Below are 1666 nucleotides of genomic sequence, written 5' to 3' on the forward strand. Positions count from 1 at the left end.
GGGACCGCCGTCGTGCTCGGCGCCGGTGATCAGCACGTCCTCGCCGACCAGCGGGAAGGACAGCGCGGTGTGCACCGCGTTGCCGAACGGGTCGAAGATCGCCGCGACGTCCAGGTCCACCGGCACCCGGTGCACCCACACGTTGGACGCGGGCAGCGCCACGTACTCGGCGAAGGCGCCGTCGCGGCCCACACCCAGGCCCACCGTGTTGCGGCAGAGGTGGCGGCGGCCCGCCAGGCAGTTGCGGCACTTGCCGCAGACCAGGTGGCCCTCGCCGCTGACCAGGTCGCCCACCTCGATGTCGGCGACGGCCGCGCCGATCGCGGCGACCTCGCCGACGAACTCGTGACCGATGGTCAGCGGGGTCTTGATGGTCTGCTGCGCCCAGCCGTCCCAGGAGCGGATGTGCAGGTCGGTACCGCAGATGCCGGTGCGCAGCACCTTGATCAGCACGTCCGCGGGGCCGATCTCCGGCATGGGGACGTCCATCAGCCAGAGACCTGGCTCGGCCTGGTGCTTGACGAGTGCCTTCACGGCGAGCGCTCCTGGGGGAGGGTGGAACGGAAGCCCGGCGCTGCAACCCCTGCCGCGCCGGGCACAGTGAAATCTGCCGTGCCGGAGCAGGTCCGGTCCATCGAGGAATTCTTAAGGGCGGTCGTAGCTGGGCTGAACGATCGTCCCCGAGCACCGGCCGCCGGGCATCCCGGCCACCCCCACGGCATGCCGAGCACCACCCGTCCGGGCTACCGCGGGCCGGTGCGGGACCCCGGGTATCGTCTGCCCACGGAGCGGCGGCACGGGAGGGGCACGGCGTGGAGATCGCGGAGGAGACCGTCCTCGGCCCGGCGGCGCCGGCCGTCGAGGTCGCGGGGGTGCGGAACGTCCGGGACGCGGGCGGGGTCGGTGCGCTGCGGCGCGGCGTGCTGTACCGGTCGGGGGCGCTGCACGGGCTGCGGCCCGAGGGGGCGCGCCGACTCGCGGAACTGGGCGTGCGGACGGTGGTCGACCTGCGGAGCGTCCCCGAGGTGGCGGAGCTGCCGGACGACTGCCGCGGCCTCACCGTCGACCACCGGCACCTGCCGGTCTTCACCGAGCGGCGATGGCCGGCCGGGCAGGCCGAGCTGTACCCCGCCATGGCGGAGCACGCGGGACCGGCCGCGGCCGCGCTCGTCCGACGGCTGGCCGAACCCGGGGCGCTGCCCGTCCTCGTCCACTGCGCCTCCGGCAAGGACCGCACCGGGGTGGTCGTCGCCGTCCTGCAGACCCTGCTGGGCGCCTCCGAGGCCGAGACCACCGCCGACTTCCTGCTGTCCAACGCCGCCCTGGGCCTGTCGGCGGCGACGGCCGGACCGGGCCACAACTCCCGTCCGGTCGCCGCCGTCCACCTGGACCGGGCGATGCAGTGGATCCGCGGTCGGCACGGCTCGGTCGCCGACTACCTGCTGGCCCACGGCGCCCGGGAGGCCGACCTGGCCGCGGCACGTGCCGCACTCGGCGGCTAGGAAGTCGTCTTCAAGGGTGCTCGGACGGCCCGTTCAGGGGCGCCCCACGCGCCCCCGGGTGGCATCCGTACGCCTCTGAAGACCCGTCCTAGGGCGTCGGCTCCCCCTGCCAGCCGGACCAGAGCGCCGCGTAGGGGCCGTCCTGGGCGACCAGGCGGTCGTGG

The 1666-nt window shown here is 74.7% G+C and carries 2 protein-coding genes; one reads left to right on the forward strand and one right to left on the reverse strand.

The window, feature by feature from the left end; genetic code table 11:
- A partial coding sequence (locus ABZ641_RS36325; RefSeq protein WP_359988770.1) for an alcohol dehydrogenase catalytic domain-containing protein occupies positions 1 to 534 on the reverse strand: 534 nt, incomplete at its 3' end.
- 278 nt (positions 535 to 812) lie between these two features.
- Between ABZ641_RS36325 and ABZ641_RS36330 the strand changes: the two genes are divergently transcribed.
- The gene (locus ABZ641_RS36330; protein ID WP_359988772.1) at positions 813 to 1502 is read left to right on the forward strand and encodes a tyrosine-protein phosphatase; all 690 of its coding nucleotides are present in this window, start codon (positions 813 to 815) and stop codon (positions 1500 to 1502) included.
- Positions 1503 to 1666 lie beyond the last annotated feature (164 nt).

This window comes from Kitasatospora sp. NPDC007106 (assembly GCF_040634455.1).
GTDB classification, from domain to species: Bacteria; Actinomycetota; Actinomycetes; order Streptomycetales; family Streptomycetaceae; genus Kitasatospora; species Kitasatospora arboriphila.